Source organism: Labedaea rhizosphaerae, assembly GCF_004362825.1.
Lineage (GTDB): Bacteria > Actinomycetota > Actinomycetes > Mycobacteriales > Pseudonocardiaceae > Labedaea > Labedaea rhizosphaerae.
This window is the reverse complement of the sequence record NZ_SNXZ01000011.1, coordinates 50,553-76,504: the sequence shown is the minus strand read 5'-3', so window position 1 is coordinate 76,504 and position 25,952 is coordinate 50,553. Positions and strand designations below refer to the sequence as shown.

The window sequence follows — 25,952 nt, the reverse complement described above, 5'->3', positions numbered from 1 at the left end:
GATTTCTGATCATGGATGTGCTGCTCATCGCCGGCCTGTGGCTCGACGGCTCCGCCTGGGACGACGTCGCCGCCGAACTGCGGTCGCTCGGCCACCACCCGGTGGCGCTGACCCTGCCCGGCCAGGGCGATGGCGCGGCCACCGCCACGCTCGACGACCAGCTCGCCGCCGTCCTCGCCGCGGTCGAGGCGACCGAGGGCAGGCCCGTGGTGGTCGGGCACTCGGCCGCCTGCACCCTGGCGTGGCTGGCCGCCGACGCGCGGCCCGAGAAGGTCGCCAAGACCGTCCTCATCGGCGGCTTCCCGTCGGCCGACGGGTCGAGCTACGCGGACTTCTTCGAGATGCGCGACGGCGCCATGCCCTTCCCCGGCTGGGGCCCGTTCGAGGGGCCGGACTCGGCCGACCTCGACGACGGCACCAAGAAGGCCTTCGAAGCCGCCGCGATCCCGGTGCCCGAGGGCGTCGCCAAGGGCACCGTGCGGCTGACCGACGAGCGCCGCTTCGACGTGCCGACCCTGGTCGTGTGCCCCGAGTTCACCCCGGACCAGGCGAAGGAGTGGATCACCGCGGGCGACGTGCCCGAGCTCGCGAAGGCCAAGCACGTCGACTTCGCCGACATCGACTCGGGCCACTGGCCCATGCGCACCAAGCCGGTCGAGCTCGCCCACCTCATCGCCACCGCGACCTGACCGGTCCCGCGCACGACCCTTGACGGGACGGGATCACCGGGCGAGGGCCGGTTCGATGATCTCGCCGACCAGCCGGGGCACGAGGTCGTCCGGGAACGGCGCGCCGACGTTGAGCACGAGGTGCGTGAACCCGGAGTCGACCAACTCGAACACCGCGGCCCGGGGCGTCGCCAGGTCGTCCGGACGCACCACGAGCTGCGTCGAGCGCACGACCGAAGCCGGATCCCGGCCGATGGCGGCACAGTGCTCGTCGAGGACCCGGGACCGCTCCCGCAGGTAGTCGATGCTGTTGTGGTGCGGGCCCGGCACGTTCCAGATGTCGGCGTGCTCGGCGACGACCCGCAGCGCGCGCCGGCCCCACGCACCGATGAGGATCGGCGGCCCGCCCGGGCGCACCGGCTTGGGCTCGCAGTAGGCGCCGGTCACCGCGTACTGGGTGCCGGTGAAGTCGACCACCGATTCTGTCCACATGCGACGGAGGAGCACGCAGGTCTCGGCGAGCGCGGCGATCCCGTCGGCGGGTGGCACGAGGTCGAGGCCGTAGGCGGCGTACTCGCGTTCGGCCAGCTCCTGGCCCGGCCTGGCCATGCGCGTGCCGCCGACGCCGATGCCGAGCACCAGCCGGCCGTTCGCCAGCTGGTCCACTGTGGACGCGATCTTGGCCAGCACGGCGGGCGGGCGCACCCGGTTGTTGGTCACCATCAGGCCGAGGTCGAGGCGTTCGGTGCGGGCGGCCAGCGCCGAAAGCAGCGTCCAGCCCTCCAGGATCGGTCCGTCGACCGGACCGTAGAGCGGCAGGAAGTGGTCCCACAGCCACGCGTGCTCGATCAGCGGCGCGGCGTCGGCGGCCTGCCAGACGCGCAGGAGGTCCTGGTAGGTGGTGTGCACGGGGTTGGTCTTGATACCGAAGCTGAGCATGGAGGCGTCCTTTCGTTAGCCGACTATCGATAGTCGGCTAACGAAATCTAGCGATCGACGCCGCGTCCGGCAAGGACCGTCGCCTACGCTCCACGCATGACCGACCTGATGCGCCTGTTCACCCGCGCGCACAAGCTGTTGCGGGCCGCCACCGACGAGGCGATGAGCCGGTACGGCGTGCGGGTCGGCCAGAACCTGGTGCTCGAGGTGCTGTGGGAACAGGACGGGCTGACGCCGGGCGAACTCGCCGAACGACTGGGCGTCGCCACCCCGACCATCGTCAAGTCGGCCTCGCGGATGGCCACCGCCGGCCTGGTCGAGCGCAGGCGCGACCCCACCGACGGCCGGCTGGTGCGCATCCACCTCACCGAGCACGCGCGGTCGGTCCAGCAGGACATCGCCCGTGCGCGTGCCGACCTGGCCGCCCACGCCTTCGCCACGCTCACCGCCGCCGAACGCAAGCACCTCGAATCGGCCTTGGTCAAGATCATCGATCGGATGCAGTCCCCGGCCGGTTGACGGCGCCGATAACGTTAGCGGCGGTAAGCAACTGTGGGAGGAGACGCCGTGACCAGGACGGTCTTCGCGGGCGGGCAGGTCTTCGACGGGACGGGCGCCGATCCGGCCGCCGGCGACGTCGCGGTGCAGGACGGCCGGATCGTCGAGGTCGGCAGCGGCCTGGACGGCGACGAGGTCGTGGACTGCACGGGCGCGACGCTGCTGCCCGGCCTGTTCGACTGCCACGTGCACGTCTCGGTGTCCGAGATCAACATGATGCACCGGCTGTTCAAGCCGTTCTCCTACCAGTTCTTCGAGGCGGCGCAGAACCTGCGCAAGACCCTCGAGCTCGGTATCACCACCGTGCGCGATGCCGGCGGCGCCGACCTCGGCATCAAGCAGGCCGTCGACGACGGGCTGATCGCCGGGCCGCGGATGCAGATCTCGGTCAACGCGATCAGCCAGACCGGCGGTCATGGCGACGCCTGGCTGCCGTCCAGCCACTGCGTTCCGCTCTTCACCCCGCACCCGGGCCGCCCGGCGACGGTCGTCGACGGCCCCGACGAGATGCGCAAGATCGCCCGGACCCTGATGCGTGCCGGGGCCGAGGTGCTCAAGGTCCACACGACCGGCGGTGTCCTGTCCCCCGGCGACGACCCGCGGCACTCGCAGTTCACGCCCGAGGAGCTGGCGGTGCTGGTCACCGAGGCGACCGCGCAGGGCAAGTACGTGATGGCCCACGCGCAGGGCGCCGAGGGCATCAAGAACGCGATCCGCGCGGGCATCCGCTCCATCGAGCATGGCATCTACCTCGACGACGAGGCCATCGACCTGATGTTGCGCAATGGGACGTGGCTCGTGCCCACGCTGGTCGCCCCGATCAACGTCATCCGCGCGGGCAAGGCGGGCGCGGCGCTGCCCGAGGTCGTGGTCCGCAAGGCCGAAGAGGTCGCTGGCATCCACGCGGAATCGGTGCGCAAGGCGGCCGCGGCGGGCGTCCGGATCGCGATGGGCACCGACGCCGCGGTCGGCCCGCACGGCACGAACCTGGAAGAGCTGCCCCTGATGGCGGCCTGCGGCATGAGCCCGGCGCAGGTCCTGACCGCGACCACGTCGTCGGCGGCGCAACTGCTGGGCTACGACAACGACCTCGGCAAGCTCGCCCCCGGCTACCGCGCCGACGTGGTGGTCGTGGCCGGGGACGCGTACGACCTGGACGGGTTGAAGGACAACGTGCGCGAGGTCTGGAAGGACGGCGTCCGCGTGGTTTAGCCGACCGCGCGGTGGGTCATCGCCGCGAGATCGGCACGGACCTGCGCCGCCTTCTGCGCGTTCAGCCCGTCGAACAGTTCGGCGGCGCGGCGCAGGTATTCCGTGTCCCCGCGGAGCTTGCCCAGGTGGTGCAGCGCACGCGCCTGCTCGTGCGGGTCCTGGCGCTGGGTGGCCATGTCGAGCGCGGCCTGGTGCGCGCCGTCCGCGCGTTGCTCGTCACCGCCGGCCGCCAGCGTGATCCCCAGGTCGTTGAGGACCTCCGTCTCGAGCGCGGCGTTGCCGAGCTCGCGGGCCAGGTCCAGCGCGGCGTGGTGGTGGGTGAGCGCCTCCGCCGAGTGCCCGAGGGCCGCTTCGCACATCGCCCACCCCGCGTGGACGTAGGTGACGCCGACGGGACTGCCCAGTTCCTCGTAGAGCACCTTGGCCCGGAGCAGGTAAGTGATGCCCGCCGACGGATCGCCCAGCAGCCGCGAGATGTTCCCCAGGTTGGCCAGCGCGTGCGCCTGGCCGAGCCGGTCGCCGACCTCCTCGAACACCGCCATCGCCTGCGAGTGGTACTGCTTGCTGCGGGCGAACTCGCCGCGCTCCTCAAGGACGACACCCAGGTTGAGCATCGACGCGGCCGCGCCCTGCCGGTCGTCGGCGGCCAGCCGGATGGCCAGCGATTCCTCTTGCGCGGCAATGGATTCCTCGAACCGGCCGAGCTCCTGCAGCACCACCCCGATGCTGGTCAGGGTCATCGCGGCGGCCTCGGCGTCGCCGAGTTCGCGCTGGATGGCCGACGACTGCCGCAGGTGGACCAGCGCCTCCTCGTGGCGGCCGAGCGCGTCGAGCACGGTCGCGATGTTGCGCAGCGCCGACGCCTCACCGGCCGGGTAGCCAACGGACCGGGCCGCCGCGAGTGTGTTCTGGTACATCGCCATCGCCTCGTCCCGGTAGGCGGCGAGGTCGAGCTGCTTCCACAGCAGGTAGGTGACGTGGTGCGCGTGCTCGGCGAACCCGTGCCGAGCCGCGTCCGCGGTCATCGCCACGATGTTGTCCAGCTCCGCGGCGAGCCAGCTCATCGCCGCTTCGGCATCGGGCAGCTCCGGCAGCGCCACCGCGGTGGGCGGCACCCGCAGCCGGGTACCACGCCGGCTGCTGTCGTTGGGGTGCAACACATTCATCACGGCACGCGCGGCCGAACGGTAGTAGTCGTGCAGCCGGGTGCGGGCGGCGTGCGCGTCGGGCAGCCCCGTGGCCCGCTCGACGACGTGCGCGCGCAGCAGGTCGTGCTGCTCGACGCGGCCGTCCGCCTGCGCCTGCACCAAGTGCGCGCGGCGCAGCTCGTCCAGCAGCCGGCGTGCCGCCGCGGGTTCGCACCCCGCGAGCGCCGCCGCGCTGTACTGGTCCACGCGCCGGCCGGGGTGCACGCCCAGCAGCGCCAGCATCCTCGTCGCGTCGGGCGTCAGCCCGTGCACCGACCACGACAGCACCGCGCGCACCGCGGTGTGCGGGTCACCGCCCGCGTCCAGCAGGTCGAGCCGCCGGTCCTGGTCGGCGAGTTCGGCGGCGACATCGCCCATGCCGCCACGCGAGCGCGACCGCACGAGCTCGGCGGCGATCCGCAACGCCAACGGCAACCGGGCGCAGGCTCGCGCGAGCGCCTGCGCCGCCTCGGCCTCGTGGTCGGGTTCGTCGTCGCCCAGCAACCGGGCCAGCAACGCGACCGCCTCCGGCTCGGTCAGCACGTCGAGGTCGATGCGGCGCGCGCCGTCGCGGACCACGAGCCCGCCCAGCGCGTCCCGGCTGGTGATCAACGCCATGCACCCGGCCGTGCCGGGCAACAGGTCACGCACCTGCTCCGCGCTGCCGGCGTTGTCGAGCACCACGAGCACCCGGCGCCCGGCCAGCGCGGTGCGGTACATGGCCGCACGCTCCGGCACGGTGCCCGGGATCCGCGGTCCCGTGACGCCGAGCGCACGCAACACCATCGCCAGCGCGTCCGCGGTGTCGACGGGTGCGCCCGGGTCGTAGCCGCGCAGGTTCACGAACAGCTGGCCGTCGGGGAACCGGTCGGCCACCGAATGCGCCCAGTGCACGGCAAGGGCGGTCTTGCCCGCACCGGCGGTGCCCGCGATGGCGGTGACGACGGCGCCCTGGTCGAGGCACTCGTCCAGCCACCGCAACTGCTCGACCCGGCCGGTGAACTCCGCGACGTCGCGGGGTAGCTGGCGGGGCCCGGCGTGCTCCTTCTCGGTGCGCTTGACCGCTTCCCGCTCGCCGTGCACCCGGTACCAGGCCTCGGCCCACGCGGCCTGCTCGGCCGTGCTCGCCCCGAGCGCGATCACGATCGCGTCCAGCACCTCGGACGGCGGCAACGACACGCCGCTGACGTAGGCGTGCACCGTCGAGCGCGCCAACTGGACGCGATCGGCGAGCTGGGCGAGGCTCACCCGCGCCTTGCCGGTGCCGTGCGCGGCCCGCGCACGCAGCAGGTCGAGTTCCCGCGCCAGGTCCTCGAGCCCGTGCACCCGTCCCGCATCCGGTCCCTCGGCCAGAACCGCTCCCCCGCCCGTCCAGCTGTGTCCAGGTATTTCCAGTCGGACACCCTAACTCTCCTGGTCCACCCGCTGCACCCCCGCGTTCAGTAGTCGCTGTGCATGGCGGTGCGCACCTCGGCGAGCGTCACGTCGGCGACGGCCCGGGCTCGCTCGTTGCCCTCCCGCAGCGTCTCGCGGAGGAAGCCGAGGTCCTGCGCGTACTCCGCCCGCCGGGCCCGGATCGGGGCCAGGAACTCGTTGACCGACTCCGTCACGACCTTCTTCAGCGCGGCCGCGCCGGCGGAACCGATGCCCTCGGCCACCTCCTGCGGTGTCCGCTGCTGGCACAGCGCGGCCAGCAGGAGCAGCGACGACACCTCCGGGCGCGTCGCCGGGTCGTAGGCGATGTGCCGCTCGGAGTCCGTCTTGGCCCCCTTCAGCAGCCGCGCGGTCTCGTCGGCGTCGGCGGCCAGGGGGATGGCGTTGCGCCGGCTCTTGCTCATCTTCGTGCCGTCGGTGCCGAGCAGCAGCGGCGCGTTCGACAGCAACGCCTCCGGCTGGGGGAAGACAGAGCCGTACCGGTCGTTGAAGCGCCGCGCGATGGTGCGCGTGACTTCCAGGTGGGGCAACTGGTCCTGACCGACCGGGACCAGGTTTGCCTTGCAGAACAGGATGTCCGCGGCCTGGTGCACGGGATAGGTGAACATCAGGCCGCTCACGGCCGACTGGCGTGAGTGCGTGATCTCGTCCTTCACCGTCGGGTTGCGGTTGAGCTCCGCGACCGAGACCAGGCTCAGGAACGGCAGCATCAACTGGTTCAACGCGGGCACCGCGCTGTGCGTGAAGATGGTGCTGCGCGCGGGATCCACGCCGATGGCCAGGTAGTCCAGGACCAGTTCCTCGACGTAGCCGGTCAGGTTGTCGGCCACGTCCCGGTCGGTGAGCACCTGGTAGTCGGCGATGACCACGAGCGTCTCCACGCCGAGGTCCTGCAGCCGCACGCGGTTGTGCAGCGAGCCGAAGTAGTGCCCGAGGTGCAGCCGGCCGGTAGGTCGGTCCCCGGTCAGGATCCGGAACTTCCCGGGCTCCTTGAGGATCTGCTGCTCCAGCTCCGCGCTGCGCACCTGCGCGGCGGACGTTCCGAGCTCGTCAACGGGGGTGGTGTTCATGGGGTCTCCTGGTGAGTGGGTCGTGCCGCTCCGATGCACGAGCCCCTGGTCCAGGCGACGAAAAAGGGCCGTTCATCCGAACGGCCCGGTCATGGCTGAGGTGGCGGCCGCTCCTACGTGGAGCGCCACCAGCACAGGCACGACGAACGATGCACGGTCGAAACCATAGCAACGCCCGTCACGCGATGGCGAGCGACGCACGGGTGGCGAGCAGTTCGTAGAGCAACTCGTGCACCGGCGCGGACATGCCTGCCTTGTGGGCCAACCGAACCGCGGCCCCCGTCCAGGCTTCGAGCTCGGACGGGCGACCGGCCAGGAGGTCGCGCTGCAGCGAGGAGGTGACGTCCGCGCCCTGCCGGTCCATGAGCGCGACCGCGTTCTCGACGGCGTCGACGGGCAACGCGATGCCCAGCTCGAGGCCGGTCGCGTAGATCTCCCGCATGCCGGCGATCAGCAGCTTCCGGATGCCTTCGCGCGACCGGAGTTCGCCGATGGTCGCCCCGCCGGTCGCGGCGCCGAGGCTGCCCACCGGCACGACCAACAGGAACTTCGCCCACAGCGCGGCCCAGATGTCCGGTGGCTCGAGCATCGGCACCGCCGACAACACCTCACGCAGCCGAAGGACCCGCTTGGACACCGAGCCGTCCCATTCGGCGAAGCCCAGTGCGCCGGGCGGACCGACCTGCCGGATCTCGCCCGGGCCGGTCGTGGTGGCGACGATCCGGGCCAGGCCGGGCAGCACGTGGTCGCGCCCGATGCGCTGCGCGACCTCCTCCGGTGCCTCCACCCCGTTCTGCACGGTGATCACGACGGTCCGCGTGCCGATCACCGGGCCCAGCGCGTCGACGGCGGCAGGCAACTGCGGCGTCTTGACGCACAGCAGCACGACCTCGACTTCACCGAGCGCACGCGGGTCGTCCGTCGCCTGGACCTGGACCGGCCGGTCGTTGACGCGCACACCGCCCGGCCACGAGCCACGCGTCAGGAACCGCACGTCGTTCCCGGCCGCGGCGAGCACGCCACCGAAGTAGCCGCCCACCGCACCGGCTCCCACCACGGCGATCGTCATCGCGGCAACCGCCTGCCCACCCGCAGCGGCAGCGCCGCCAGGCCCCGGCTGAGCGAGCTGTCGGCGAGCCAGACGACCTCGTCCTCGGGCACGGCCAGCTCGAAGTCGGGCAGCCGGCGCAGCAACGCCGCGAACGCGATCTCGCCTTGCAACCGGCCCAGCGGCGCACCGATGCAGAAGTGCGGGCCGTGCCCGAAGGACAGGTGCCGGTTGGGTGATCGGGTGATGTCGAATCGGTCGGGGTCGTCGTAGACGTCGGGGTCGTGGCCGGCCGCGGTCAGGTAGAGGTGCACGAAACTGCCCTTGGCGATCGGCACGCCGCCGAGTTCCATGTCCTGCCCGGCCACCCGCAGCGACGCCCACGCGGCCGAACCCTCGCAGCGCAGGATCTCCTCGATCGCCGAGGGGATCAGGCCGGGATCGGCGCGCAGCATCGCGAGCTGGTCGGGGTGGCGCAACAGCAGCAGCGTGCCGTTGGCCAGCATGTTGGCGACAGTCTTGTGCCCGGCGATGATCAGCAGGAGCAGCGTGGACAGCAGCTCCGCGTCGGTCATCGTGTCGTCGTCGCGGGCCCGGATGAGCTCGCTCAGCAGGTCGTCACGCAGGTCCTTGCGCCGCTCGTCGGCCAGCGCCAGGAAGTACTCGGAGAACTCCTTGCTCGCCGTCTTCAGCGCGCTTTCCGCGTGCTGCAACGGATCCTGGCTCAGCACATAGCTCCAGTGCAGGAACAGCGGCCGGTCCTCGACCGGGATGCCCAGGTATTCGCAGATCACCGTGAGCGGCATGGGCAGGGAGAAGTCGGCGAGCAGGTCGATCTCGCCGTGCTCGGGGAAACCGTCGATGAGGTCGTCGACGATGTCCTGGATGCGGGGCCGCAGCTTCGCGACGACGCTCGGCGTGAACGCCTTGTTCAGCGGCTTCTTCAACCGGGTGTGCTTGGGCGGGTCGGCGAAGCCCAGGTTGCCCACAACGAGCAGGCTGTTGGAGGCGGCCTTGTCCCGGTACTGGGCGGGCAGGTTCTCGACCTGCTTGGTCAGCCGCGCGTCGCCCAGCGCTTCCTCGACGACCTTGTGGCTGAGGACCGCGTACGCCTCGGCCCCCGGCGGGACGTCGATCCGGTGCACCGGGCACCGCGCCCGCAGCTCCGCGATCGCCGCGTGCGGGGACGGTCCCGGGTCGGTGAAGAACTCGGTGGGCAGGACGTCGCTGCCGCCGGCCACCGCCGGGATGATCCAGACGACGTCGTCGCTGGTCACCTTCGTGTCGAGGCCGTCGAGACCGCGGATGTCCTCGTCGTTGCGGTAGACGTTGACGTAGCGCTTCAGCGCTCCGCCGGGCTCGGTGATGCGAGCGAGCACGCCGGGCACCGCATCGTCCAAACCGGACAGCACGGCGCCGACGGTGTCGCCCGCGACCGGCACCTGGCGCCGTCCGCCGCTCAGCGCGTGGAAGGCCGCCGGAAGTTTGACGGTCACGCCATCGGTCATGGTCAACCCCCTAGGCCGGGAAGCGGGACTTCGATGTGCAGCCGATCGCAGTTCAATGGGCCGGGCCGCCAGCAGGCCACCCGGTGCTCGTCGCCGCGGATGTACCAGATGACGTTCACCGGCCAGCCCGACTGGCGGAACAGGTAGTCGTCCATCCGCGTCGGGTGTTCGCTGAGCTGCTGGTAGCGCTCGTGCGGTGGCCCGATCTCGTGCCAGTTGGGGTGCGAGTGCACCGACCCCAGCAGGTCGAGGCCGTTCTCGGCATGCCGCTTGATCGCTTGCAGCACTTGGCTTTCGTCGCACCAGAAGCCGCGCCCGGGGTTGCGGTAGACCTCGCCGAACCGCGCCGCGATGGTCGTCTCGAACTCGGCGATCACCGTCTCGTCGCTGTCCCGGACGTTCGGCACGAACTCGAGGTCCTCGATGACGATCCCGGCGTCGTTCGAGCGCCCGAACAGCAACGCCGAAGCACGGGGCAGGTGGCTGGGCACGCCCGCGGAATCCCGGCTGTCCAGGCACTTCTGGTACTCCTGGGTGGCCACGGCGGCGAAGCGGCGCGTCGGTTCCGGCCCGAGGCGGACGGTCGCGGTCATACTTTCTTGTCCGGGTTCTTGCCTGCCGACGCCAGGGTCCCGCCCAGCAGCGCCGCCCCGATCGGCCAGGTCCGCATGTGCACCGGCAGGGCCACGCAGTGGTCGCCGAAGCGCATCACCAGACCCAGCTCCACCAGCCGGCGGACCGCCGCGGAACCGTCCCAGGCACAGCCGTCCAGGGTCGGGTGGAAGGCGTCCAGCAGGGCCGGTTCGGCCACGGTGGTCCGGCCGATCGACTCGGGCCTGCGGTCCACAACGGACAGGAAGCCGGGCCCGCGGCGGAAGTAGAACAGGCCGAAGGTGTTCGCCGAGCGCCACCGCGGCCGTCCTTCGGGCGCGGGCAGGTGGTCGAGGGCCTTGTCCGGGCCGGAGACCAGCGACCACGTCACCCGCACGCCGATCGACGAGCACTCGCGTAGCAAGGCGACGATCTGCACGAGCACGTCACCGGGCAGGCGGTCGAAGTCGACGGGTGGCGCCAGCCGCACCCCGGCGACGGGCACGCAGGCCAGCATGGTCCGCAGTTCACTGGCCGTGGGCAGGTCGGCCCCCAAGGCCAAGGTCGCGGGACGCCCCGCGGCGCGTTCGCCGGCCGAGGCCCGCGCCCGGAGTTCGGCGATGTCGATGCTGTTGGTGGTGGTGTCGGTGATGTTCGTGGGTGCGCTCATCGGGCTGCCACGACCTCCCGGCCGTCCACCAGCTTGCGGCGGTACGGATCGACCTCCAGCGCGACGCTCACGTACCGGCCCTCGTCCTCGAAGGCCAGGCCGCGGTCGACGAAGTACCGCAACATCGCGTCGACCTCGTCGTCGCTGATCACGTGCCCGCTCTCGGTCAGCCGGCGGCGGATGCCCTCGCGACCGGCGCACTGGAACATGCCGAGGTAGACGTTGCTGTGCACGTCGTCCAGCTCGATCGTTTCCTCGGGCCAGCTGGCCCGGCGGTCCTCGAGGACGACACGGCCCCGGTCGTCGGTCCAGTAGGTGAGGCTGCTGTGCGCGTAGGACTTCGCCCACTCGTCCACGGCCTGCTTGATCTCGTCCTCGATGGGGCCGGAGATGCCCTGGTGGCCGCTGTCGAACAGGTAGACCAGGTCGTAGAGCTGATCGCGTGGGACCTGGTAGATGAAGTCATAGATCGCCGCCGGACGGCGGAAGAGGAAGCCCTGGCTGGTGTCCTCGAAATACGGGCTGAACCGCTCCAACGCTATTCGCCACGCGCCGGTCGGGGGCTGCAGGTGTTCCAGGGCCGCGAATTTCCCGAGCAACCCGCGGTAATCGTCCTCGGTTTCGCCCGGAAAGCCGTAGAGAATATTCCAGGTGACGTTCAGGCCGAGGTCCTCGCCGTCCCGCAACATGCGCACGTTGTGGGCCGCGCTGACGCCTTTGTCCATCAGCCGCAGGACGTGGCTGCTCAGGCTTTCGATGCCGGGCTGGACGTAGAGGACATTCGCCTCCTTCAAGGCCGCCAATTGGTCGCGCGTCATGTTGGACTTGATCTCGTAGTGGATGCGCAGGTCGCAGTCCAGCGCGGCCAGCTGCGGCATGGCCGTGCCGAGGTACTTCATGTCGAGGATGTTGTCCACCACGACCAGGTCGAGCACCCGGTACCGCTCGGCGAGCTCACGGACCTCCTTGGCGATGCGGTCCGGCGCCTTGCTCCGGAAGTTGATGTTCGACCCGTTCAGGCCGCAGAAGGTGCACTGGTGCTGCTCGCCCCACCAGCAGCCGCGCGAGGTCTCCAGCACCGCCATCGGCCGGACGTGCTCGCGCACGACCGAGCGTTCGAGCGCGTGGAAGTAGCTGTCGTAGTTGGGTGCGGGGACCATGGCCAGCGGCAGCGCCGAGGTCGCGGGCGGGTTCGCCACCGGCTGCCCGCCGTCGCGCCAGCTGAGCCCGGGCACGTCGGCGAAGCCGGTCCCGTCGGCCAGCCGGTTCAGCAGGGCCGGCAGCGCGCGCTCGCCTTCGCCGCTGATCACGAAGTCGAGCTGGGTGAAGTTCCGGTGCAGCGCGGCACCCTGCGGCCCGTCGCAGTTCGAGCCGCCCATCACGGTCACGACGTCCGGCGCCAGAGCCTTCAGCTCCTTGGCCAGCGCGAGCGAGGGCACGTTCTGCATGAACGTGCTGGTGAACCCGACCACGTCCGGCTTTCCGGCGACGATCTCGGCGGCGAGCTCGCGGACGAACCCGCGGGCGTGACCCTGCATCGCGACCGGGACGAGCGGGTCGACGTCGCGTTGTTCGAGGAACTCGGCGAACTCCGCGGCGAGGTAGCCGTCGACGTCGTAGAGCGCGGGCGTGAACACCCAGTCGCCCACGCCGTGGAACACCTGGTCGGCGACGCTGCCGTAATGGGTGGCCGTGATGGTGCCATTGCTCGCCCGCATCAGGTATTCGGCCCAGCGGATGTTGGCGTACAACTCGTCGACGACCCACTCATTCGCCTTTTCCCGGACGCATTGTCCGAGGATTCCCAGCGCGCTCGACGGCGTGTCCAGCCCTTGCCAAGGCATGGAGATCATCAAGACTTTCACAGAATGCTACCCCCACGTTTCCCTCCGTGACCCGGCCTCGACCTTGGCATGGTTGGTTGTTCGCCAACAGACACGAACGAACAACTCGCTTGAACGGATCAGCCGCACATCACCCAGCGGCTTGGCAATGGGACATCACGCCGCAATTGCCGGCGGTGACACCACCGGAACGGCGTAATAGTTGTCCATGCTCCATGTCGGAGCGTCAGTCGTCCGTTCGGCCGGAGCCACTGGCGACCTGGCGGTACGGCCGCTCCGGCGGGTCCCGTGACTCCTCGCGACCACCCGCCGAAGTGATTAGGCCAACCGCCTGAACTTATGGCACCGCCGGCTGAAAGCTGGCTAGTCTGACGCGTCCACTAGTCACGCAAGGGAGTTTCATGACTACGGCACGTCAAGCGCCGGACATCCTTTCCCCCGAGTTCGCGAGCGATCCGTACCCCGCCTACCAGGTGATGTTGGCCGATGAGCCGCTGATCTGGCACGAGGGCATGCAGAGCTACATCGTGTCGCGCTACGAGGACGTCGCCCGGGCCTTCCGCGAGCCGGTCTTCACCACCGACAACTACGACTGGCAGCTGGAACCGGTGCACGGGCGGACGATCCTGCAGATGAGCGGCCGCGAGCACTCGGTGCGCCGGGCCTTGGTCGCCGGCCCGTTCCGCGGCAGCGAACTCGAGCAGAAGTTCCGCCCGGTGATCGAGCGCAACGCCCGCGAGCTGATCGATGCGTTCCGGCACCAGGGTTCGGTGGACCTGGTGCAGGATTTCGCCCGGCACTTCCCGATCAACGTCATCGTGGACATGCTGGGCCTCGACAAGAGCGACCACGAGCGGTTCCAGCGGTGGTACACGTCGATCATCGCGTTCCTGGGCAACCTCGCGCAGGACCCGGACATCATGGCCGACGGCGCGAAGACCAAGGACGAACTCGCCGCCTACATGATCCCGATCATCCAGGAGCGCCGCGAAAACCCCGGCGACGACCTGCTTTCCGCCCTGTGCACGGCGGAAGTCGACGGCACCACGATGAGCGACGAGGACATCAAGGCGTTCGTCAGCCTGTTGCTCGCAGCAGGCGGCGAGACCACCGACAAGGCCATCGCGAGCATCTTCCGCAACCTGCTGGAGCACCCAGAGCAGCTGGAGGCGGTGCGCGCGGACCGCAGCCTGATCGACAAGGCGTTCGCGGAAACCCTGCGCTACACCCCGCCAGTGCACATGATCATGCGCCAGCCGGCGGACGACGTCGAACTGAGCGGCGGTGTCGTGCCCAAGGGCAGCACCCTCACGTGCCTGATCGGCGCGGCGAACCGCGACCCGCGCCGGTTCGCCAACCCGGACAGCTTCGACATCTTCCGGACCGACCTGCCCACCGAGACGGCGTTCTCGGCGGCGAGCAAGCACTTGTCGTTCGCCCTGGGCCGGCACTTCTGCGTAGGAGCCCTGTTGGCCCGCACGGAAGTCGAGGTGGGGGTGAACATGCTGCTGGACGCCATGCCCGATGTGCGGTTGGCCTCGGACTTCTCGCCTGGTGAGCAGGGTGTGTTCACTCGCGGGCCCGCTACTTTGCCTGTGCTCTTTACACCGGTTATGTAATTCCCCCTCAACCTCGGTGTGGTGTTCGTTGGTTGGTTTGCGTTGCCGAGCAGCGGATGCATGGGTGTGGCTTTGGGGGCCTGCCGCCGTTCAGGCGGCAGGCCTCGTCCACGCTGGTCGGGTGAATACCGGTAGGCCGTTGTCCATATGTACCGTCCAACCGGCATGGTGGATCAGGCGATGGTGGAACTGACACACCAACACCATGTTGTCCAGCCTCGTAGGACCGCCATCCGCCCAATGTTGAATATGATGGGCGTGACATTGGTTCGGTGTTCGCTCACATCCCGGGGCCGCGCAACCCCTATCTCTGATAGCAAGGGCTCTACGCAATCGCTTGTCCGCTAGGCGTTTCGATTCGCCGATGTCGATTGGCTGGGACTTGCCGCCCAGCACCACCGGAATGATTTCCGCGTCGCAAGCGAAACGGCGGGCCTGCTCGGGAGTCATCCACCGGGCGTCGTCGAGAGTGGCCTTGCCGATCGCCGTCTGCAGAGTCTCCAGGGACACGGTGACCGCGATGTGCGGGCGCTCGCCACCCTCCATCGGAGCCTTACCGGAATCGGCGGCGAAGCGGATCACCTCGGCCAGGGCGTCACCTTGGCGCTCGCTAAGGGTGCGGTCATCACCCGGCTGCGGCGCAGTCAACGACGACAACAGGGGCCGCAGCACAGCCGCCGTTTCGGCGCCCAGCTCGAACCAGCCCTTCAACGAGCCGTCCTCGCGCTCCTGCAGGTCCAGGATGTTCTGCGCTTCCACCACAGTCGGGTCGGCGGGCTCGTGACCGTCGGGGTTCAGAGCATCAACCATGCGCTTACCCAAGCGGGCGAGCTGGGCCGGGTTGAACTCCCGCGCCAGCTCAGCGAGATCAGCTTCGACCTGGTCGGCGTGCTGATGGGGCACCGCCGCGACCGTCTTCGCGATCCGAGTGACATGGTCGGTGGAGATAGCGCCCTCGGCCATCGCTTCCCGCGCCGCGGGAAGCTGCGCCGGGATCACCTGACCCGTGATCCCCACCTTCGGACACACCAGCGAAACCTGCGTCTCCAACTGCTTCGCCTCGCGTCGACCCACCCGCAACGCATCCATCAAGAACTGCCACAAATACAGATACCCGGACTCACGCCAATCCACCCGAGAAATCGAATCCAGGATCGCCAAATCAAGCCGCCGACGTTCAGCGACAAGCAACTGAAGCTCCCCCAGATCCATAACCCCAATCATACCACAACATACCGCCAAACGGCCCAACGCCAACCGGGCTCAAGCCAAACAAACCAACGACACAAACAACGCAACCGCAGCCCGGCAACGCAACCCAACAAAAGAGCGAACACCACACCGCCCCCTCAACCTCGTCCGGGCGCCCTTTAGCACGCTGCGGTCAGAGTCAAGGGTCGGCGAAGCCGATCGCGAAGCGACGCCGAAGGCGCCCTTGACGCTGACCGCAGCGTGTTAAACAATCAAGCCAGAGGTTGAGGAATAAACGTCACCAAGCAACACTAGAAGTCCCCACAGCATAAGTAGGCGTAAAAGTAACGGGCAAACTCTCAAGCCCCCGCATCCACATGGACCGCTGCCACACCAACGCCTCCTCCGGCACCGCCAACGCCAGATCAGGCAACCGATCCAACAACACCTCAACCGTCGTCCGCGCAATGATCTCCGCGACTTCCGGCGCCGGATAAGGACATCCGTGCTCCCCATTGCCGAACGACATGTGCGCGTGGTTGCCGAGTGACCCCGCCGCCAAATCCGGCCGCACGTGCGGATCCGCGTTGGCGGCAGCCAAGCCCAGCACGAGCATGTCCCCGGTCCGGATCCGCTGACCGCCCAACTGCGTGTCGCGGGTGGCGAAGCGGCCGATGAAGTTCTGGGTGGGGGTGTCGTGCCACAGGACCTCGTTGAGCGCCTGCCCGACGCTCCCCCGACCGCCGGTCAGGGTCATGGCGAACCGGCTGTCGGTCAGCATCAGCCGGATCGTGTTGCCGATCCAGTTCGCGGTGGGCTGCTGCGCGGCGGCGGTGACCACGAGGAGGTCCTGCACGATCTCCTCGGTGGACAGCCCGGCCTTGTGCTGGATCAGCGTCGACGGCACGTCGTTGCCCGGCGCGCTCCGCTTCGCCGCGACGAGGCGGCCCATGGCCTCCTGCACGCGCATGTACGCGGGCAACGCTTCCGGGCCGACGTCCAGCGACATGGCCACGTCGCGCACCAGCTGCGGGGTCTCCGCCTCGGACAGGCCGTACATCTTCGCCACGGCCAGCAACGGGATCTGGTTGGCGAACTGCGCGATCAGGTCGGCCTCGCCGGTGCCTGCGAACCCGTCGATGAGCCGGTCGGCGATCTTCTCGCAGCGGGCCCGCAGCTCGAACTGGTCCACAGCGGACAGTGCGTCGCCGATGGCGCCCGCGCGGCGCTGGTGCTCGCCGAGTTCGGTGAACATCACCGACGGGTTGTGCATCACGTAGGGCAGCAGCGGCCAGTCGCTGGGCACGTTGGCCCACTGGTTCCAGCGCCGGGTGTCGCGGGCGAACAACACGTTGTCGGTGGTGACCTGGTGCATCTCGCGGTAGCCGGTGACCAGCCACGCGGGCAGGTCGCCGTCGAGCAGCACCGGGGCGACCGGGCCGAAGTGCTGGCGGATGGCGAGGTACAGCGACGCCGGGTCCGTGTGGAACTGCTGGCCGTAGAGCCGCACCCGGCCGTCGTTCGACACGAGCTCGTCGGGTCGCTGGATGTCGGTCACGGCGTGTTCTCCCGGGCGGTGGACAGGGCGTACAGGTGGTTGACGAGGGTGATCAGGACCTGCTTCGCCGAGTCGCGGTTGCGGGCGTCGCAGTCGATCAGCGGCACGTCCGGCGAGAGGTCCAGCGCGCCGCGCACGGCGCTGAGGTCGTGCACGGGTGGCTCGAAGTTGTTGCGTGCCACGATGAACGGTGTGCCGTGGTGTTCGAGGCGGTCGATGGCGTACCAGGAGTCGGCGAGCCGGCGGGTGTCCACCAGCACCACCGCGCCGAGCGTGCCCGCGAAGAGGCTGTCCCACAGGAACCAGAACCGTTCCTGGCCCGGCGCGCCGAAGAGGTAGAGCACCATCTGCTCGTCGAGGCTGATCCGGCCGAAGTCGAACGCCACCGTCGTGGTGGTCTTCGCGTAGGCGCCGTTGTTCACGTCGACGGTCGCGCCCGCCTGGGTCATGACCTCCTCTGTGGACAGTGGCCGGATCTCGCTGACGGCGCGCACCATCGTGGTCTTGCCGACCCCGAACCCGCCGACGACCACGATCTTCAGGCCGTTGCTCGCCGTCGCCCGCAGTGGGGTCCGGGTGGGCAGTTCAGAGGTTGTGGAGTCCAACGAGCACCTTCCTCAGGAAGTCGCCGCTGGGCAGCGAGCTGCCCGCGGCGCCGGAGACGGGGTGGCGGGCCGACACACGCCCGGTGTCGAGCAGGTCGGCGAGCAGGATCTTCACCACGCTGACCGGCATGGCGAGCTCGGCGGAGATCTCGACCACGGCGACCGGGCGGCGGCACATCCGCAGGATCCGGACGTGCTCGGACTGCATGCCCGGGGCGGGCTCGGACTCGCTGACGATCAGCGTGACCAGGTCGAGTGCGATGGCGTCGGTGCGGCTGCGCCCGCCGGTGACGGTGTAGAGGCGATCCGGGTCCTCGTCGTCGAGCAGCCGTCTGCTCATGGCTGCCGGCTCCCGGCGAACCGGGGCCCGGTGCTCAGGAACGGTCCGATCTGCTCGACCAGTTCGTCCATGTTGTGCCCGACGAGGCCCACGTCGGCGTCCTCGGCGGCGATGACGGCCAGGTGTGCGCCCGCGCCCGCCTCGACGATGAACAGGATGCCGCCGTGGAACTCGGTCATGCTGTTGCGGATGCCGCCGGTGCCGTCACCGAACTCCATCGACGCACCGTGCGAGAGCGCCTGCACGCCCGCGCCGATGGCGGCGAGGTGGTCGGCCTTGTCCTCGCTGAGGCTCGCGGTGTGGTAGAGCTTCAGCCCATCCTTGGACAACACCAGCGCGTGCCGCGCCCCCGGCGTGATGCTCACCAGGTTCTCCAGCAGCCATTCGGGGTTCGCGTTGGTCGCGTTCATCGACTGTCCGGGAGCAGTGGCGCCGCTCCCTCGCTCCAATCCGGTTTTCGTTGCAAGAGAAGGGAATCAGGCGTCGTTGTGCTCGGGCCAGCTGGGCTCGGCCGGTTCGACCGCCTCGATGGACCGGCGCGTGCGGCTCTGCTGGAACGCGCCGAACCGGCTGCCCGCGTCGCCACGGGGGCGCTCGGTGAGGGACGGTTCGGCGACGTGGCGCGCCGGCTGCGCGGACTGCAAGGTCTGGCCCCGGGTGCGCTGCGGGAGCTCCAGCGGTTCGCCCGGCGCGGTGTCGGTCCTGCCGTCGGTCCTGCTGTCGGTCGCGGTGAGCGTCGGCGCTTCCAGGGCGGCGACGGCGGCGGGTGCGCCGACCGCCACCGGCCGGCGCTGCGGGATCGCCTCGGGCAGCGGTTCCAGGCGCGGCTGGGTGATGAGCTGGTTCGGGATCCGCATGACCACGCCGATGCCGCCGCGCGAGGACGGCCGGAAGAACACGTGCAGGTGGTGCTTGCGCGACAGGACACCGACGACGGCCAGGCCCAGCCGGGTGCCGGACAGCATCGTGAGGTCGAGCGGTTCCGTCGGGGAGACGGCGAGTTCGGCGCGGGCGAGGGCCTGTGGCTTCATCCCGAGGCCGCCGTCCTCGATGGTGATCACCGTGCCGTTGTGCAGGTCCTCGACGTAGACGTGCACCTCCTCCGACGGCGCGGAGAACTTGGTGGCGTTGTCCATCAGCTCCGCGAGCGCGTGCATGACGTCCTCGGCCGCGTAACCCGCGATCGCCGTGGTGCTCGTGGAGTGCACGCGGACGCGCTGGTAGGCACCGATGCGGCCCATCGCGCCACGCAGGATCGACTCCATCTTGATCGGCTTGGTCCAGCGGCGACCGGAGCGGGCGCCGGTGAGCACGGCGATGGAGTCGGCCAGCCGGCCCGCCTGCGCGGTGCTGTGGTCGACCTTCATCAGGTCGCCCAGCATGTCCTCGGAGCTGCGGTTCTCCATCTCCCGCAGGTCGGCGAGCATGCTGGTGGACAGCGCCTGCACCCGGCCCGCGGCGTTCGCGCAGGCCGCCATGGCCGCGGCCCGCCTGCGTTCGCCGACCGCGATCTCGGTGGCGAGGGTGCGCAGGATGCGCTGGTGCAGCTCGTCGGGTGGCTGGCCGATCTCGGCGAGCGCGCTTTCGGCGCTCGACGCCTCGCGCAACTTCTGCACGAGGGCCGGGACGACCTGGTCGAGCAGCCGGGCGAGTTCGCCCCGCATGTGCTCGGCGGCACCGCGGATCTGCTGGGTGTCCTCCCACGCCCGGCGCACGGAAACCTCGCTGGTGTGGACGGCGTCGGCGCGATACACGGCGAGGAACACCGCGAAGCACAACAGCAGCCCGGTCACGCCGCCCGCGATGGCGACGGGCAGCCGCGCGTCGTGCGGGGTGGTGGTCGTGACCCAGAACCACAGGCCACCGACCAGCACCGCGGTCACCAGTGCGGCCAGCAGCGGCCGCGCGACCGGCTTGCGCCGGTCGGGGTGCGGTAATGGGTTTTGCTCCGGCATGGGTGAAGTTCCTCGCGTGGAGTCGGTGGCGCAACAATGCACTGGCAGTCGAACGAGCGCGGCAGATCCTATACCGCGCTGTGATACGACCGGGACAACACCTCACCCGTTATCATCCGCGGCGCGTCAGGGCGTATCCAGACACAGGGGTGGAAGCTTGGCACCGCCGACCATCGCTGTCAACACGGCAAAGTCCATTGCCACCGCAATTACCGGACACGCGGAACTTCTGCCAAAGAATGACGCGAACGAAGTCCGAGGAATTGTTCGCCGGCCGCTTCTTTGCGAGCCATGGAATGGCACCTCGGACATTCGACGGGGTTTGCTCGATGATTTCCGTCCGACCCCGTCCCCGCCGCCACCAGCACCGACGAGGCGTACCGCCGGTCGGCCCACGACGACCGGCCGAATGGGAAAACCTTCACTACCGTGGCCATTCCGGCACTCTCCGTGAGCACTCGGCAATGGCAAGGCGCCTTAGACGGCCACCCGATCGTGGGGTCACTTGATCGTGGCAGGTGCCATGATCAGCTACCGATCACCGCCATGGCCGCCAAGATGTTGACGTAGTCGCGCAGGCGGACGATCCGGCCGTCCCGGACGGTCAGCACGACGATGTTGGGCAACGCGAACTCGCCGGTGGCCGCGCTCGTGCCGAGGGCGTCCTGCTCGACGACGATCGTGTGCGGGTCGGCGGTGTCGTGGATCGCCAGGGTGCGGTAGCGGTCGTACTTGAACGCGCCCCCCTGCCACCCCTGCGCCACCCAGGCCATGATCTCGTCGCGGCCCTCGAGCCGCGCGGGCAGACCGGGGCGCGTGAACGGGAACTCGTGGACCGCGTCGGGCGCGTACAGGTCGGCGAGCTCTTCGATGGACTGGCTGACGACCGCGGCGCGCCAGCGGTCCAGCACCGCGCGCGGGCCGTCGTCCCGGCCGTCGTCCCGGCCGCCCAGCGGCGTGCGCCGGGCGAGCACCTTGCGGTGGCTGATCTTCCAGCCGTCGGGCCGGCGCGTGACGACGTCGTCATAGGTCACGCTGCCCGAGGTGCCGTCGGCGAGCACACCGATCCCCTTGGACCGCACCCGTGCCGATCCGTCGTCGAGACCGGTGATCACGATGTTGGTGACGTGATGGCCGACCGGGTTGGCCTCGCCCAGGGTGAGCGCAGCCGCGCGGATGGCCTGCGCGCCGTGCAGTGCGCCGAAGCCGAAGTCGCTCACGTCGTAGGTGACGTCCGGGGTGAACAGCTCGCACAGTTCGTCCAGCTCGCCCGCGTCGGTGCGGTGGCCGTGCTGGTTGATCAAGTCGGTGATGTCGATGCGGTCCTGCTCCGACAGTGCCATGCCGCCCCCACTAAGATGAGACACAGTCCGGTTAGGTGGCACGGTACCGGACTGTGTCTCCGGTTAGCAAGGGCGGTGGTCGGCCGTGCGTGCGGACGCGCGACGCAACTACGAACGGTTGGTGGAGCAGGCGAAGCTGGCCTTCGCCGAGTCCGGTGTGGACGCTTCGCTGGACGAGATCGCCCGCCGCGCCGGGGTGGCCAGCGGCACGCTGTACCGGCACTTCCCCACCCGGCTGGACCTGATCGAGGCGGTGCTGGCCGACCAGATCGGCGGGCTGGTCGACCTCGGCAAGCGGTTGCTGGCCGCCGACGACGCGTTCGAGGCGCTGACCACGTGGCTGCGCGCCACGCTCGTGCACGGCCTGACCTACCGCGGTCTGGCGGCGGCGGTGATGAACTCGGCGCTGGACTCCGAACTCGTGTCGACGTGGCACGCGCGGCTGTTCGAAGTGGGCACGGAACTGGTCCGCCGGGCCGGGGAGGTCATCGTCCCCGGCACCGACGCGGAGGACGTGGTGCGGATGATCGGCGCCATCGCGTGGGCGAGCCAGGACAACCCGGACCGCGCCGAGCGGATGCTCGCGCTCTTGCTGAACGGCCTGCGCCGTTAGGGTTTGCACCGTGACCGACGTCGTGACCACGAAGTCCGGTGCGGTGCGCGGTCAGTGGCGCGACGGCGTGCTGTCCGCGCTGGGCATCCCGTACGCGACGGCACCGCGCTTCGGCGCACCCGCACCGCGTGCGCCGTGGGCGGGAATCCGCGACGGCAGCCGGTTCGGGCCGGCCGCACCGCAGCTCCCACCCGCTCCCGGCGTGCCCCCGGTGTGGCAGCCCGCGGACGGCCTGGACTGCCTCAACCTCAACGTGTGGACGCCGTCGCCGGGCGCCACGCGACTACCGGTCATGGTGTGGCTGCACGGCGGGCTGTGGAAACACGGCGCCACCCGCATGCCCCAGTACGACGCGGCCCGGCTCGCGTCGGCTGGTGTGGTCGTGGTGACGGTGAACTACCGGCTCGGCTTCGAGGGGTTCGGTCATGTGCCCGGCAAGCCCGAGAACCGCGGCCTGCGCGACCAGCTCGCGGCGCTGCGGTGGGTGCGGGAGAACATCGACGCCTTCGGTGGCGATCCCGGTGCGGTGACGGTGTTCGGCCAGTCGGCCGGCGCCGCGTCGACCGTGCTGCTGAGCGGGAGCGGCCTGTTCCAGCGGGCGATCGCGCAGAGCGTGCCCGCCGGAATCCTTTCCTTGGCGGAGGCCGCTTCCTGCACCGAGATGATCGCCGCGGCGGCCGGGGCTCCGGTCACCGAACTGGCGCCGGAGGCGATCCTCGCCGTGCAGGACGCGCCGTTGCGTTCCCGGCCGGGCCAGACGGCCTTCGGTCCGGTGCTCGACGGCGACGTGGTGACCGGTCCACCGTGGCAGGCCGTCGGCAAGGTCGAGCTCGTGTGCGGCTACACCCACGAGGAGTTCCGCGGCCACGGTCCCCTACCCGCCGCCGACTTGCCGACCCTGGCGGCGGCGGTCGGGCTCGGCCCGGAAGCGGCGGACGTCTACGCGGGTTCCGCGGTCGACCTGCTGTCCGACGCCCTGGTGCGCATGCCGACGACGTGGGTCGCCGAGGCGCACGCCGGCGCCGGTGGCCGCACCTGGCTGTACGACTTCGCGTGGCGCAGCCCTGGCACGGGCGCGGGGCACGGCGTCGACCTGCCGTTCGTGTTCGGCAACCCGGACACCCGGTATGCGGCCCGCTTCCTCGGCGCGACCCCGCCGGCGGAGTTCGAGGCGTTGTCGGAGCGGGTCCGCGCCGCGTGGGTCGGCTTCGCCACCACCGGTGATCCGGGCTGGCCCCGGTTCGACCTCGACCGCAGGCGGACGATGGTCTGGGACACCGAACCGTCCGTTGTGGACGATCCGCTGGGCCGGTTCTGGCCGTTGTGGCCGCGCCCCTGAACCGGACTCAAGCGAGTCCAGCTGCCGTCATTTCTTCTGCCGGCGGCTGCCGCCGTGCCAGTCCTCCTGCTTGCCGACCTCGCCCGACTGGACACCGAACGAGGCGAGCTGCGGCTGCTCACGCAGGCTGCGCTTGAGCTCGGCGAAGCCGGGGAACCGCGACAGCGCGACGACGTGCTCCCACAGCTCGAGCGCCTCGTCGTCGCCGGGCAGGCGGCTGATCACCGGGCCGAAGAGCGCGGTGCCGTTCGGCGGCTCGAAGTGCAGGATCGGCGTCCCGACGTCCTTGCCGGTCAGGCTCAGCGCTTGGTCGGTCTCCGCCTGGATCACGGTGTCCCAGCTCGGATCCTCCAGCGCGTCCGCGTACTCGGCGGGCAGGTCGCATGTGGACAGTGCGGTGGTCGCGAGCTCGCGGGTGCCGCCCTCGGGCCGGGACGAGCGCTCGAAGGTCTGCTCGCCGACGGCGCGGTAGTACGTGCCGATCGGCCCGGCGCCGTGCTCGGCGCGGATGCGCGCGGCCACGCGCAGCAGCTTCAGCCCGGCGGTGTGCGAGGCCTCGTACTCCGGCGGGAAGTGCGCGTCGTAGTCGATGTGCGCGTTGAGCAGGCGCAACGAGATGAACCGCCACTCGACCGCGTAGCTCTTGCGCTCGGCGACGGTGCGGACCCACTTGCTCGTCATCCAGGCGAATGGGCAGACCGGGTCGAAGTAGAAGTGCAGATCAGCGTCAGCCATGCCATCGAGGTTACGTGGACCGATCAGGACGTCGGCTAGGGTCGGCCCCGACCTGGGGAGGCCTCGTGCTGGACCAACTGGAATCACGGCTGGGCGGGCTCGTGCTGTCGGTGGCGCCACCGGACTGGCGACGCGTCGAGCTGCGCGCCACCATGGTGAACCTCATGGCCGACATGCGGATCGTGGCGGTGCTCCCGGACGACTCGACGGTCCCGCTCGACCTGCCGCCCGGCCTGTTGATGACGCTCGACGAGCTGCGCCAGGTCCAGTGGGAGCCGAACACCGGGACCTGGCTCGCGCTGCGGATGATGATCGACCCGCCCGGTGCCTACCTGGTGTCCTACAACTTCGAGCTGACCCCGGACTGGGACCCGGTGATCACCGCCGAGGAGTACGCCGAGGACCTGAACCCCTACCCGCGCAAGCCGGAGCACGTCCCGTCGTGGTGGAGCGGCGGCGAACCCGAGTACGGCGACCGCGAGCAGATCCTCAACCGCATCGCCTCCTCGCTGCGGTTCGACCTCCCGCCCGGCTCCGTCGGCGTGCACCTGTCCGCCACACCCGGAACGCGGCCGACGGCCACCGTGCGCACGGTCAACGACACCGAGCACCCGTGGACCCCACCGCCGTTCCTGGACGAGCTGCTGCGCCACCACCGCGCGGCGGGCAAACCCTGGCACGCGGCCACGATCGACTACAGCCACAGCGGACACCTCCGCACGGACTTCGTCAGCAAGGCCTGAGCTCAGGCGTCGGCGACGTAGCGGTCCTTGCTGACCAGCACCGCTAGCAGCATCTGGCCGACCACCAGGGCGAGCAGGATCGCCAGCGGCCACTTCCACCCGCCGGTCGCGTCGTGCAGCAGGCTGAACAGCACCGGGCCCAGGCCCGCGAGCAGGTAGCCGACCGACTGCGCCATCCCGGACAGCGCCGCCGCCTGCGTCGAGTTGCGCGTACGCAGCCCGAACAGCGACAACGCGTACACGATGCAGCACCCGACGCCGACCCCCGACGCCGCGGCCCAGAGCAGGGACACGCCCGGCGCGAGCAGTTCCCCACCGACCGAGAGGAACAGCAAGCCGGTGATGGTGACGGCGATGGCACGTTCGCCGGGAGCGGTGCGGCGGTGCAGCATGGTGGCGGTGCCGAGGTTGCCGACGATGCTCATCATCTGCAGCACGAACAGGTGCCAGCCCGCGGCCGTCGCGGAGACGCCGTGGTCGCGCTCGATCGACGGCCACCAGGTGACCATCGTGTAGTACACAGTGGACTGGAAGCCCATGAACAGGGTGACTTCCCAGCCCAGCAGGGAACGCCACGGCGTCCGGCCGCGCGCGGCCGGGGTCACGGCCGGCAAGGTCCGGCTGCGCAGTTGCGGCAGGAACACCGCGAACGCGATCACCGCGAGCCCGGCCCAGATGCCCAGCGACAGCCGCCACCCCTGCTGCGCCACGCCGGCGATCGGCACGGCCAGCCCGGAGGCGACCGCCGCCGTCCCGCTCTGCACCGAGGAGTACAGCCCGGTCGTCTTGCCGACCGCGTCCGGGTAGTCGCGCTTGACCAGCGACGGCAGCAGCACGTTGATCAACGCGATCGCCGCGCCGAGCAGGACGGTGCCGGTCCACAGCAGCGCCGTGCCGGGCACCGACCGGATCACCACGCCGACGCTCAGCACCGCCAGCGACAGGCCCAGCGCCCGCTCGATGCCCATCCGCGCCGCGACGGCGGGCGCCACCGGCGACAACGCGGCGAAGGCGAACACCGGCGTGCTGGTCAGGATGGACGCCACCGTGCCGCTGAGCCCCAGGTCAGCGCGCAGGTCCGAGAGCACCGGCCCGACGGAGGTGATCGCCGCGCGCAGGTTCGCCGCGATCAGCAGGACGCCGACGAACAGCAGGCCGTAGCGGGTGTGGCGCACCGACCGA

General features: G+C 70.0%; 24 protein-coding genes. 7 read left to right on the top strand and 17 right to left on the bottom strand.

What is annotated here, in order from left to right; translation table 11 throughout:
- The first annotated feature begins 11 nt into the window (after window positions 1-11).
- Entirely contained in the window at window positions 12-689 is a 678-nt protein-coding gene (locus EV186_RS37045) for an alpha/beta fold hydrolase (RefSeq protein ID WP_133854214.1), read from the top strand.
- A 33-nt stretch (window positions 690-722) separates the two neighbouring features.
- On the opposite strand, the gene EV186_RS37040 is transcribed toward EV186_RS37045, so the two are convergent.
- Window positions 723-1,607 carry an LLM class flavin-dependent oxidoreductase gene (locus EV186_RS37040; protein ID WP_133854213.1) on the bottom strand — a complete coding sequence of 295 codons (885 nt, stop codon included), beginning with the start codon at window positions 1,605-1,607 and terminating at the stop codon, window positions 723-725.
- A gap of 96 nt (window positions 1,608-1,703) precedes the next feature.
- Here EV186_RS37040 and EV186_RS37035 point away from each other — a divergent pair, with 96 nt between their 5' ends.
- Both EV186_RS37035 and EV186_RS37030 read left to right on the top strand, forming a co-directional pair.
- Entirely contained in the window at window positions 1,704-2,126 is a 423-nt protein-coding gene (locus EV186_RS37035; RefSeq protein ID WP_133854212.1) for a MarR family winged helix-turn-helix transcriptional regulator, read from the top strand.
- Between the two features lie 48 nt (window positions 2,127-2,174).
- Window positions 2,175-3,377, top strand: coding sequence for a metal-dependent hydrolase family protein (locus EV186_RS37030; RefSeq protein ID WP_133854211.1), 1,203 nt, complete (start codon window positions 2,175-2,177; stop codon window positions 3,375-3,377).
- Here EV186_RS37030 and EV186_RS37025 read toward each other — a convergent pair.
- The 7 genes from EV186_RS37025 to EV186_RS36995 form a co-directional block, all read right to left on the bottom strand.
- The gene (locus tag EV186_RS37025; RefSeq protein WP_133854210.1) at window positions 3,374-5,890 is read right to left on the bottom strand and encodes an ATP-binding protein; all 2,517 of its coding nucleotides are present in this window, start codon (window positions 5,888-5,890) and stop codon (window positions 3,374-3,376) included. The two genes, EV186_RS37030 and EV186_RS37025, sit on opposite strands and share 4 nt — an antisense overlap.
- A gap of 113 nt (window positions 5,891-6,003) precedes the next feature.
- On the bottom strand, window positions 6,004-7,068 hold the full coding sequence (trpS, locus tag EV186_RS37020) for a tryptophan--tRNA ligase (RefSeq protein ID WP_133854209.1): 1,065 nt from the start codon (window positions 7,066-7,068) through the stop codon (window positions 6,004-6,006).
- 178 nt (window positions 7,069-7,246) lie between these two features.
- Window positions 7,247-8,137, bottom strand: coding sequence for a 2-dehydropantoate 2-reductase (locus EV186_RS37015; protein WP_133854208.1), 891 nt, complete (start codon window positions 8,135-8,137; stop codon window positions 7,247-7,249).
- Window positions 8,134-9,624: a cytochrome P450 gene (locus EV186_RS37010; RefSeq protein ID WP_133854207.1), complete on the bottom strand. Its 1,491-nt coding sequence runs from the start codon at window positions 9,622-9,624 to the stop codon at window positions 8,134-8,136. The genes EV186_RS37015 and EV186_RS37010 overlap by 4 nt, the downstream gene beginning before the upstream one ends.
- Window positions 9,625-9,626: 2 nt before the next feature.
- Window positions 9,627-10,217, bottom strand: a complete 591-nt coding sequence (locus EV186_RS37005) for an MPN domain-containing protein (protein ID WP_133854206.1) — start codon at window positions 10,215-10,217, stop codon at window positions 9,627-9,629.
- Window positions 10,214-10,885 carry a DUF5825 family protein gene (locus EV186_RS37000; RefSeq protein WP_133854205.1) on the bottom strand — a complete coding sequence of 224 codons (672 nt, stop codon included), beginning with the start codon at window positions 10,883-10,885 and terminating at the stop codon, window positions 10,214-10,216. The genes EV186_RS37005 and EV186_RS37000 overlap by 4 nt, the downstream gene beginning before the upstream one ends.
- The gene (locus EV186_RS36995; RefSeq protein ID WP_279538361.1) at window positions 10,882-12,738 is read right to left on the bottom strand and encodes a RiPP maturation radical SAM C-methyltransferase; all 1,857 of its coding nucleotides are present in this window, start codon (window positions 12,736-12,738) and stop codon (window positions 10,882-10,884) included. The genes EV186_RS37000 and EV186_RS36995 overlap by 4 nt, the downstream gene beginning before the upstream one ends.
- Window positions 12,739-13,130: 392 nt before the next feature.
- Here EV186_RS36995 and EV186_RS36990 point away from each other — a divergent pair, with 392 nt between their 5' ends.
- Complete coding sequence (locus EV186_RS36990; protein ID WP_133854203.1) at window positions 13,131-14,348, top strand: cytochrome P450; 1,218 nt, start codon at window positions 13,131-13,133, stop codon at window positions 14,346-14,348.
- 90 nt (window positions 14,349-14,438) lie between these two features.
- Here the strand turns inward: EV186_RS36990 and EV186_RS36985 are convergent, their stop codons facing one another.
- The 7 genes from EV186_RS36985 to EV186_RS39735 all read right to left on the bottom strand — a co-directional run bounded on the left by EV186_RS36985 (window position 14,439) and on the right by EV186_RS39735 (window position 21,340).
- The gene (locus tag EV186_RS36985) at window positions 14,439-15,560 is read right to left on the bottom strand and encodes an HNH endonuclease signature motif containing protein (RefSeq protein WP_166659514.1); all 1,122 of its coding nucleotides are present in this window, start codon (window positions 15,558-15,560) and stop codon (window positions 14,439-14,441) included.
- Between the two features lie 277 nt (window positions 15,561-15,837).
- Window positions 15,838-17,097 carry a cytochrome P450 gene (locus tag EV186_RS36980; protein ID WP_133854201.1) on the bottom strand — a complete coding sequence of 420 codons (1,260 nt, stop codon included), beginning with the start codon at window positions 17,095-17,097 and terminating at the stop codon, window positions 15,838-15,840.
- Window positions 17,094-17,630, bottom strand: coding sequence for a GTP-binding protein (locus EV186_RS36975; protein ID WP_243754528.1), 537 nt, complete (start codon window positions 17,628-17,630; stop codon window positions 17,094-17,096). Before EV186_RS36975 ends, EV186_RS36980 begins: the two co-directional genes overlap by 4 nt.
- A 52-nt stretch (window positions 17,631-17,682) precedes the next feature.
- On the bottom strand, window positions 17,683-18,042 hold the full coding sequence (locus EV186_RS36970; protein WP_133854199.1) for a DUF742 domain-containing protein: 360 nt from the start codon (window positions 18,040-18,042) through the stop codon (window positions 17,683-17,685).
- On the bottom strand, window positions 18,039-18,452 hold the full coding sequence (locus EV186_RS36965) for a roadblock/LC7 domain-containing protein (RefSeq protein ID WP_133854198.1): 414 nt from the start codon (window positions 18,450-18,452) through the stop codon (window positions 18,039-18,041). The genes EV186_RS36970 and EV186_RS36965 overlap by 4 nt, the downstream gene beginning before the upstream one ends.
- A gap of 66 nt (window positions 18,453-18,518) precedes the next feature.
- Complete coding sequence (locus EV186_RS36960; protein ID WP_133854197.1) at window positions 18,519-19,997, bottom strand: ATP-binding protein; 1,479 nt, start codon at window positions 19,995-19,997, stop codon at window positions 18,519-18,521.
- 527 nt (window positions 19,998-20,524) lie between these two features.
- Window positions 20,525-21,340: a nuclear transport factor 2 family protein gene (locus EV186_RS39735; protein ID WP_208115994.1), complete on the bottom strand. Its 816-nt coding sequence runs from the start codon at window positions 21,338-21,340 to the stop codon at window positions 20,525-20,527.
- A gap of 85 nt (window positions 21,341-21,425) precedes the next feature.
- On the opposite strand from EV186_RS39735, the gene EV186_RS36945 reads away from it, so the two are divergent.
- Together EV186_RS36945 and EV186_RS36940 are read left to right on the top strand one after the other, a co-directional pair.
- Window positions 21,426-21,953 (top strand): TetR/AcrR family transcriptional regulator, encoded by a 528-nt coding sequence (locus EV186_RS36945; protein WP_133854196.1) that lies wholly within the window; start codon window positions 21,426-21,428, stop codon window positions 21,951-21,953.
- A 10-nt stretch (window positions 21,954-21,963) separates the two neighbouring features.
- The gene (locus EV186_RS36940; protein ID WP_133854195.1) at window positions 21,964-23,292 is read left to right on the top strand and encodes a carboxylesterase/lipase family protein; all 1,329 of its coding nucleotides are present in this window, start codon (window positions 21,964-21,966) and stop codon (window positions 23,290-23,292) included.
- Window positions 23,293-23,319: 27 nt separating this feature from the next.
- Here EV186_RS36940 and EV186_RS36935 read toward each other — a convergent pair whose 3' ends face one another.
- A complete protein-coding gene (locus EV186_RS36935; RefSeq protein WP_133854194.1) occupies window positions 23,320-24,027 on the bottom strand; it encodes a DsbA family protein in 708 nt (235 codons plus the stop codon).
- Window positions 24,028-24,092: 65 nt separating this feature from the next.
- On the opposite strand from EV186_RS36935, the gene EV186_RS36930 reads away from it, so the two are divergent.
- On the top strand, window positions 24,093-24,770 hold the full coding sequence (locus EV186_RS36930; protein WP_133854193.1) for a hypothetical protein: 678 nt from the start codon (window positions 24,093-24,095) through the stop codon (window positions 24,768-24,770).
- A 2-nt stretch (window positions 24,771-24,772) separates the two neighbouring features.
- On the opposite strand, the gene EV186_RS36925 is transcribed toward EV186_RS36930, so the two are convergent.
- The gene (locus EV186_RS36925; protein ID WP_208115993.1) at window positions 24,773-25,945 is read right to left on the bottom strand and encodes a CynX/NimT family MFS transporter; all 1,173 of its coding nucleotides are present in this window, start codon (window positions 25,943-25,945) and stop codon (window positions 24,773-24,775) included.
- Window positions 25,946-25,952: the final 7 nt, after the last annotated feature.

Coding starts and splice junctions, on each gene's coding strand:
- EV186_RS36970 (WP_133854199.1), bottom strand. CDS start 18,042: ATGAGCAGACGGCTGCTCGACGACGAGGACCCGGATCGCCTCTACACC.
- EV186_RS36935 (WP_133854194.1), bottom strand. CDS start 24,027: ATGGCTGACGCTGATCTGCACTTCTACTTCGACCCGGTCTGCCCATTC.
- trpS (WP_133854209.1), bottom strand. CDS start 7,068: ATGAACACCACCCCCGTTGACGAGCTCGGAACGTCCGCCGCGCAGGTG.
- EV186_RS37005 (WP_133854206.1), bottom strand. CDS start 10,217: ATGACCGCGACCGTCCGCCTCGGGCCGGAACCGACGCGCCGCTTCGCC.
- EV186_RS36960 (WP_133854197.1), bottom strand. CDS start 19,997: ATGCCGGAGCAAAACCCATTACCGCACCCCGACCGGCGCAAGCCGGTC.
- EV186_RS37045 (WP_133854214.1), top strand. CDS start 12: ATGGATGTGCTGCTCATCGCCGGCCTGTGGCTCGACGGCTCCGCCTGG.
- EV186_RS36995 (WP_279538361.1), bottom strand. CDS start 12,738: ATGATCTCCATGCCTTGGCAAGGGCTGGACACGCCGTCGAGCGCGCTG.
- EV186_RS37000 (WP_133854205.1), bottom strand. CDS start 10,885: ATGAGCGCACCCACGAACATCACCGACACCACCACCAACAGCATCGAC.
- EV186_RS36965 (WP_133854198.1), bottom strand. CDS start 18,452: ATGAACGCGACCAACGCGAACCCCGAATGGCTGCTGGAGAACCTGGTG.
- EV186_RS39735 (WP_208115994.1), bottom strand. CDS start 21,340: ATGGCACTGTCGGAGCAGGACCGCATCGACATCACCGACTTGATCAAC.
- EV186_RS37035 (WP_133854212.1), top strand. CDS start 1,704: ATGACCGACCTGATGCGCCTGTTCACCCGCGCGCACAAGCTGTTGCGG.
- EV186_RS36985 (WP_166659514.1), bottom strand. CDS start 15,560: ATGGATCTGGGGGAGCTTCAGTTGCTTGTCGCTGAACGTCGGCGGCTT.
- EV186_RS37040 (WP_133854213.1), bottom strand. CDS start 1,607: ATGCTCAGCTTCGGTATCAAGACCAACCCCGTGCACACCACCTACCAG.
- EV186_RS37010 (WP_133854207.1), bottom strand. CDS start 9,624: ATGACCGATGGCGTGACCGTCAAACTTCCGGCGGCCTTCCACGCGCTG.
- EV186_RS37015 (WP_133854208.1), bottom strand. CDS start 8,137: ATGACGATCGCCGTGGTGGGAGCCGGTGCGGTGGGCGGCTACTTCGGT.
- EV186_RS36990 (WP_133854203.1), top strand. CDS start 13,131: ATGACTACGGCACGTCAAGCGCCGGACATCCTTTCCCCCGAGTTCGCG.